Here is a 7,231-nt window from a genome sequence, read left to right as displayed (position 1 = left end):
TTTTGGAATTAACGTTGACTTAATTCGTTTAGTTTTCAATGTTCAAATTGTTGCGATTAGCAACTTTTACATTTTAACATTTCCAAAATAGTTTGTCAAGTATTTTTTGAAACTTTTTTAAAAATGTTTTTTGTCTTCATCAGAAGACTTTTATTATTCTATCACTTCAATAAGTTTTTGTCAAGAAGTTTTTTTATTTTCTTAACTTTAAATTATTATAAATGTTTCATTGTTCGTCTTCTTCTTGAGAAGACTTTTACTATTTTATCATCTGTTTTAGAACTTGTCAACATTATTTTCATATTTTTTCATCTTTATTTCATTATTTCTTTCCATTTACTATTTACAATAAAGTTTTATTGAGATATTATATAAATAACATAGTACAAGGAGAATTTATTATGATTATTTTTAAAGAACCTAAAGATGTTACTTTTGAACAAATATTAGATTACAAAGAAGAGTTTGTTCTTAATAATGAAATCATTCAAGGTGCAGCTAATATGACTGCTTTATCTATCCCTGAATGGGTAAAATTTGTAGAAAATACTAAATATAAAGAAACAGTTACTCCGGGATTTGTTACTGCTCATACTTTCTTTGCACTAGATAATGATAAGATTGTCGGTATTATTAACGCAAGGCATGAACTTAATGACTACTTATTAAACTTCGGTGGCCATATAGGATATAGTGTTAGAAAATCAGAGCGAAGAAAAGGTTATGGTAAGAAAATGTTAAACTACACTTCTAAATTTTTATTTTCACTCGGTCTAGAGAAAATTCTAATTACTTGCGATAAAAATAATATAGCTTCAAAACGTACTATTGAATCATGTGGCGGTATTTTAGAAAACGAAGTAGTAGAAAAATCTAGAACTACATTAAGATATTGGATATATAAAAAATAAGGTTAGGTTGGAATTTAATCCAACTTAACCTTTTATTTCATCTCAACCACAGTAGCTCCCATTCCACCTTCGTTTTGCCCACCGGTTCTATAGCTAGCTACATATCTATTATTTTTAAGGTATTCTCCGATATTTTTTCGTAGTATACCAGAACCTAAACCATGAATAATAGTAAATGTATCATAACCTTGAAGTATTACTTTATCCATGTAATTTTCAATCTCTCTTATTGCTTCTTCTGTATTTAATCCTATTACATTGATATCAATACCTACTTTTTTACTACTTACATTACTTGTACTTACATATCGTTTAGCTACTTCTGGTTCACTATCGATTTTTCTAACTTCTTTTTTCTTGATACTTAGTTTCATAGCGCCCATTTTAATTTGTAGGGTATTTCCTGAAATTTCTAATACAGTCGCTCTTTGATTGTAACTTAGTACAAGCACATCATCTCCAACTTGTATTTCACTATTATTAAACTTAGGTTCACTTTCTAATTTTCTTTGTAGTTTTATATTATTCTTGCTCTTATCCATAGAATGAAGTAAATCATTAAGTTCATGTTGTTTTAAAGAAGTATTATCTTTAAATTCTCTATAAATTTCAAGCATCACTTCTTTTTTCTCTTCTATTTCTTTATTTAACTCTATACTTAAATCATTATACAGACTTTCTTTATACTCCTCATATTTTTGTAAATTAGATTCAAGAGTTTCTTTAACTTCATCAATTTCATCTATAGATTTATTTATATATTCTAATTTATAATCATATTCTCTAATACTCTCTGAAAGTTTATCTATGAAAAGATTATTCTCTTTTATATTAACTTCTAATAACGAACTTGCTTCATCTATAATAGATTTCTCTAAACCTAATTTTGCTGAAATGTTAATTGCATTAGATTTTCCTGGTAACCCTATAATAAATCTATAAGTCGGTTTTAATTTCTCAAAATCAAATTCCATAGATGAGTTTTTATAATACTCTGATTCGAAACAATAGTTTTTAATTTCTGGGTAGTGCGTTGTACATAACATCGTTGCATTTAGATTCTTGAATTTTTCTAATAACGCAATTGATAGAACAGCACCTTCGCTTGGATCAGTTCCTGAACATAATTCATCTAATAGAATAATACTCTTATCATTTGTTTTATTTAATATATCAATTATATTAGTCATATGTGAAGAAAAAGTAGATAAGTTATTCTCTATAGATTGTTCATCTCCTATATCTACAAACACATCTTCAAAAAAACCAACTGTCGATTCCTCTAAAGCAGGAATATAGAATCCTAAATGAGTTAAATATACACATAAGCCTACTGTTTTTAAAATTACTGTTTTACCTCCCGTATTTGGTCCAGTAATAATTAAAGAGTTACCTTTATTATCAAGAAAAACATCATTTTTTACAACAATATCCTTATCAATTAAAGGATTATATGCTTTCTTTAAATTAATCTCTTGTGAATTTACTATATTTTGTTTATTAAATCCATTTCTTGTACAAAAATTCATTTTTGAAAAGATAAATTCAATTTGTGAAAAATTCCATAGTGAATTTATAAGTTCATCTGCATTTTCTTTAATAACTTCTGAAGCTTCTTTTAAAATTCTAAGAATTTCTTCTTTTTCTTTACGTTTTAGTATTCCGATTTCATTATTAATCTCTACATTTTCTTTTGGTTCAACATAAAAAGTATTACCCGAAGCACTCTCATCATGGATAATTCCACCAAAATCATTTTTATATTCTGGTTTTACTAAAATTACATCACGGTCATTTCTCTTTGTAACAATTGCTTCAGTTAATTTTTTAACATTTGAACGTAAGATATTTTTTAAAATTTGATCACTTTTATTTTTTAACTTAGAAATATTTACTTTGATATTTTTCAGTTCTAATGAAGCGTCTGGTCTTATATAACCGTCCTCATCTATTATTCTATCTAGATATTTTTCAAGATCACTAAAATCATCTAGTTTAACTACATATTTCGTTAAACTTGGATATGAAGAATGTTCTTGTAATTTAATACTCTCAAATCTTCTAGAAAATCTATCATAAGTAATAATATTTCTTAGTATATAGAAGAGTTCCTTTTCTGAAAGCACACTATCGACTTTAGCTTTCTTAACACTAGCATTATAATCAAATATTTTTAATTTAAATTCATTTGGATATTTTCTTAGTAAGTCATATCCTTCTTCATTTTCTTTATGAACTTCTACTAACTTATCATAATTTGTTATATATTCTAAATTTTTCACTTTTTCATAAGATAACTCTGAGAAACAATATTTCTCTATATCTTTTAAAACTAAGTCTAAATTAAGTTTCTTTTGAGTAATTTTATTCAATCTAATCTCACTCCTTCTATCTAATTTACATGCTTTATCTTTTTATAACACAAACTATTATACACTAAATACAAGCATTAAACAATTTCTTTCGATTAAAATCATAATCTGGTTTAAGTATATAAAAAATTCGAAGCATCTTGCGTACTCCGAATTTCTCAATTACTTATTAAAAAATAAATTAATAAACTGTTTTGATAACACTGGTGTGTTTTGTATTATATAGTCAGGTAACACCGAATCTTTAAATATAGCTATCTTCCAATCTGGAGTAGGCAATACTGTAACTAAATATAAGACTACGAAAACTATTAAATAGATTTCCACAAACCCTAATATAGCTCCTAAATATCTATCTGTTATTTTTATTAATGGCAATTTTCTTACAACTCCTAATGTTTGTGCTAGAATTTGTATTATTAATCGAATTACAATAAATAACACAATAAATGAAACCACACGATAATATGCACTCGGTATATTTAGACCTTTATAAATTCCTTCTAAACCTTCTGTTACATCAGTTGGAATTGGAATCATGCTTGTAAATAAATATGCCAATCTTGAACTAAATAACATAGACACTACATAACCTATTACAATAGTTCCCAGATAAAAAATTTGCATAATCAACCCTCGTTTGTACCCTAAATACGCACCTGCAGCTAATAATAATGCTATAATTATATCAACCATGTTTTCTCCTTTCAATTCATATTCTATTTTACTTAAATTAATAGTATATTGATATTCTACTTTATCAACTTTAAAGTAGCATTAATCCATTTTAGACTAATGCTACTTTTTTATTTAACATTTAATTATTATTCAACTCCGATAATATATGGATATACCGGTTGTCCTGATTCAATTAGTTCTACTTCTACATCAGGATATTTTTCTTCTATTAATTGTTCTAAGAAATCAGTATATTCTTCTGTACTTTCTTCACCAAGGTATAGTGTAACAATTTCAGTATCTTCATCAATTGATTTTTCTAATAATTCTTCTAATACTGTATTAAGTGAAAGGTTAGAAACTACAATCTTACCATTTCTGATTCCCATAAATTCATCTTTCTTGATTTCAACACCTTCAATATTGGTATCACGAACAGCATGAGTTACCTCTAAAGTACTTACTGTAGATAATACCTCTTGCATATTTGCAAAATTTTCTTCAGGAGCCGTTTGAGGACTAAATACCATTACTGCTGCTAATCCTTGAGGTGCCGTTTTACTTTCAACAACAAAGACATTTTCTTCAGCTAACTCTGCAGCTTGTTTTGCTGCAAGTTGAATATTTTTATTATTAGGGAAGATAAAGATATTTTTAGCATTAACTTCTTTAATAGCCTTCATAATATCTTCAGTAGATGGGTTCATTGTTTGTCCCCCTTCTACAATATAATCAACTCCCATTGAAGTTAGAACTTTACTTAATCCAGCTCCCATAGAAATAGAAATCATTGCTTGTTCTTTAAGTTCTTTTGGAGCAGTTGCTTGTTTTGCTTCTTGTTTTCTAAGTACTTCACGATGTTGTTCTCTCATATTATCAGATTTAATTTTAATTAGTTCTCCGTATTGTTGTCCATAGTTGAACACATCTCCTGGAGTTTCTGTATGAACATGTATTTTTACATACTCGCTATCCGAAATAACTAGTAATGAATCCCCAAATTTACTCATATCGGCACGGAATTTATCTTCATCAAATTCTTTTTTCTCACCGTCAAGACGAACTGTGAATTCAGTACAGAATCCATATACGATATCTTCTGGGCTCATAAAGTCCATATCATGATCATCTTCAAATTGCATGTCAACAACATTAGTTTCTACAGCTTCCAATCCGTCGATTTTTTCACCTTTTAGTGCTGCTACAAAACCTTGATATACACATACAAGACCTTGACCACCTGAGTCTACTACACCAACTTCTTTTAATATAGGTAGTAAATCAGGAGTTCTCTTTAATGAAGCTTGAGCTTCCGCATAAATTGCTTCCATAACTTCTATTACATTATTAGTATTTTCCGCAACTTTGACACCCGCTTCTGCAGCTTCACGAGCAACAGTTAGAATTGTTCCTTCTACAGGTTTAATAATAGCCTTATAAGCAATACTAACACCATTTTGAATAGCCGCTGCAAATTCTTTTGCATCAATTTCTTTTTTATCAGCTATATATTGAGACATTCCTCTAAATAGTTGAGAAAGGATAACACCTGAGTTTCCACGTGCTCCCATTAATAATCCTTTAGAAAAAGATTTACCTAATTCACCGATGTTCTCAACAACATTTGCTGCTGTTTCTTTAGCACCTGATGACATTGAAAGGTTCATATTTGTTCCTGTATCACCGTCTGGTACAGGGAAAACGTTTAATGAATTTATTTTTTCTGCATTCTTTGCCAAGTTTTTCGATCCTAAATCGATCATTTCAGCTAAAACGAGTCCGTTAATTTTCTCCACTATCTTTCCTCCTATTTATTTACCTTGATGCCTTGAATATAAATGTTAATTTCATTTACCTTAACACCAAGAGTTTTTTCTATTTGATATTTTACTGAAGATTGAACATTATTAGCTATTTCTGAAATCTTAGTTCCATACATAACTATAATGTATAAATCAATTACTAATCTTTCTTCATCTTTTTTTACTACTATACCTTTTGCATAATTTTCTTTACGCAAAATTTCTGTAATTCCATCTTTAACCTGATTTTTACTAGCCATCCCTATAATTCCATAGCAACTTACAGCTGCACCACCAGCTACTGATGCAATAACATCATCACTTATAGAAACATGACCAAATTCATTATTAATTTCTAATGACATATCTTTTCCTCCTAATTAAAAATAGTCAAATGAACATACGAACTATTATACCTTTTTTATCAAAAAAATACAAGTAAAACATTGATATTTCTCTATTTAGAGCCTTTTACAATCTCTTTTTAAAAGTTTATTTATTACTTATTTTTATTAATATATTCTTTAGAATGAATCATTAATGTAATAACATCACAGACAGGAGTTGGAATATTGTGTTTTTTTCCTAACCTAGAAACTTCTCCATTTAAATAATCGATTTCTGTTAATCTTCCATTTTTCATATCTTGATATAACGATGGATAATGTGCTCCCCCAGTTTCTAAAGAAAATAGATTTTCTATATTTTGTTCTATAACCTCTTGTTTCACCTCTATTCCCTCTGCTTTTCCTACAGCTGTAACTTCACTTAAAACAGCTCTAGTCAATTCAATATTCTTATCAAAACTTCCATACTGATTAATATTACAATCAATCAAAGTACAATATGTATTTAAAACACAATTTAGTCCAGCTTTATGCCAAATAGATTGATATGTGTCCTCTGAATATTTAATATTTAATCCAGAGGCATTTAATCTATTAACCAAGTCCAAAGTTTTATCTAAATTATCTTCTTTAACCTGCTTTAACTCTATTTTGCCGACTCCATGCGCACTTAGCACCCCTGGTCCTGCTAGACCACTAGTCCACACCGTTACACCTATAAGTATATTCTCTTCTTTTATATAGTCTTTTAATGTTTGAACATGTCCTAGACCATTTAAGATACAAATGATTTTAGTATCTTTATGGAAAAGGTGTTTTACTTGCTCCAACATTGGTCTTAATTGCATAGACTTTGTTGCCACAAAAACAACATCATATTTACCAGAAACTTGGTCTGGTCTATATATTGGAATATGATAATTTCCTAAATCTTTATCATCAATAATTACTTTTAACCCATTATTTCTTATATTTTCAACATGTTCTTCCCAAGAATCGACAAATGTAACATCCTCGTTATTTTTAAACAACATATAGCCAAACCTTGAACCTAATGCCCCTGAACCTACAAATAATATTTTCATAATTCTTCACCTTTAGTGTTTTCTATTCTACACTAA

6 protein-coding genes are annotated in these 7,231 nt (G+C 28.4%); 1 reads left to right on the top strand and 5 read right to left on the bottom strand.

Annotated elements, in window-relative coordinates:
• Positions 1-401: 401 nt before the first annotated feature.
• Positions 402-911, top strand: a complete 510-nt coding sequence (locus tag RWQ73_RS02485; protein ID WP_314083837.1) for a GNAT family N-acetyltransferase — start codon at positions 402-404, stop codon at positions 909-911.
• 32 nt (positions 912-943) lie between these two features.
• Here the strand turns inward: RWQ73_RS02485 and RWQ73_RS02480 are convergent, their stop codons facing one another.
• The 5 genes from RWQ73_RS02480 to RWQ73_RS02460 all read right to left on the bottom strand — a co-directional run bounded on the left by RWQ73_RS02480 (position 944) and on the right by RWQ73_RS02460 (position 7,195).
• On the bottom strand, positions 944-3,283 hold the full coding sequence (locus RWQ73_RS02480) for an endonuclease MutS2 (protein ID WP_314406543.1): 2,340 nt from the start codon (positions 3,281-3,283) through the stop codon (positions 944-946).
• A 162-nt stretch (positions 3,284-3,445) separates the two neighbouring features.
• A complete protein-coding gene (locus RWQ73_RS02475; RefSeq protein ID WP_314406542.1) occupies positions 3,446-3,979 on the bottom strand; it encodes a CvpA family protein in 534 nt (177 codons plus the stop codon).
• Positions 3,980-4,107: 128 nt separating this feature from the next.
• Positions 4,108-5,757, bottom strand: coding sequence for a DAK2 domain-containing protein (locus RWQ73_RS02470; protein ID WP_314406540.1), 1,650 nt, complete (start codon positions 5,755-5,757; stop codon positions 4,108-4,110).
• An 11-nt stretch (positions 5,758-5,768) separates the two neighbouring features.
• Positions 5,769-6,128: an Asp23/Gls24 family envelope stress response protein gene (locus tag RWQ73_RS02465; RefSeq protein ID WP_314083844.1), complete on the bottom strand. Its 360-nt coding sequence runs from the start codon at positions 6,126-6,128 to the stop codon at positions 5,769-5,771.
• A gap of 134 nt (positions 6,129-6,262) precedes the next feature.
• Positions 6,263-7,195 carry a 2-dehydropantoate 2-reductase gene (locus tag RWQ73_RS02460; RefSeq protein ID WP_314406539.1) on the bottom strand — a complete coding sequence of 311 codons (933 nt, stop codon included), beginning with the start codon at positions 7,193-7,195 and terminating at the stop codon, positions 6,263-6,265.
• Positions 7,196-7,231 lie beyond the last annotated feature (36 nt).

This window comes from uncultured Gemella sp. (genome assembly GCF_963525875.1).
GTDB lineage: Bacteria > Bacillota > Bacilli > Staphylococcales > Gemellaceae > Gemella.
This window is presented reverse-complemented; position numbering and strand designations above follow the sequence as displayed.

Bases quoted from the DNA above. Each gene is read 5' to 3' on its own strand.
- RWQ73_RS02465 (WP_314083844.1), bottom strand. From the start codon at position 6,128: ATGTCATTAGAAATTAATAATGAATTTGGTCATGTTTCTATAAGTGAT.
- RWQ73_RS02460 (WP_314406539.1), bottom strand. From the start codon at position 7,195: ATGAAAATATTATTTGTAGGTTCAGGGGCATTAGGTTCAAGGTTTGGC.
- RWQ73_RS02475 (WP_314406542.1), bottom strand. From the start codon at position 3,979: ATGGTTGATATAATTATAGCATTATTATTAGCTGCAGGTGCGTATTTA.
- RWQ73_RS02485 (WP_314083837.1), top strand. From the start codon at position 402: ATGATTATTTTTAAAGAACCTAAAGATGTTACTTTTGAACAAATATTA.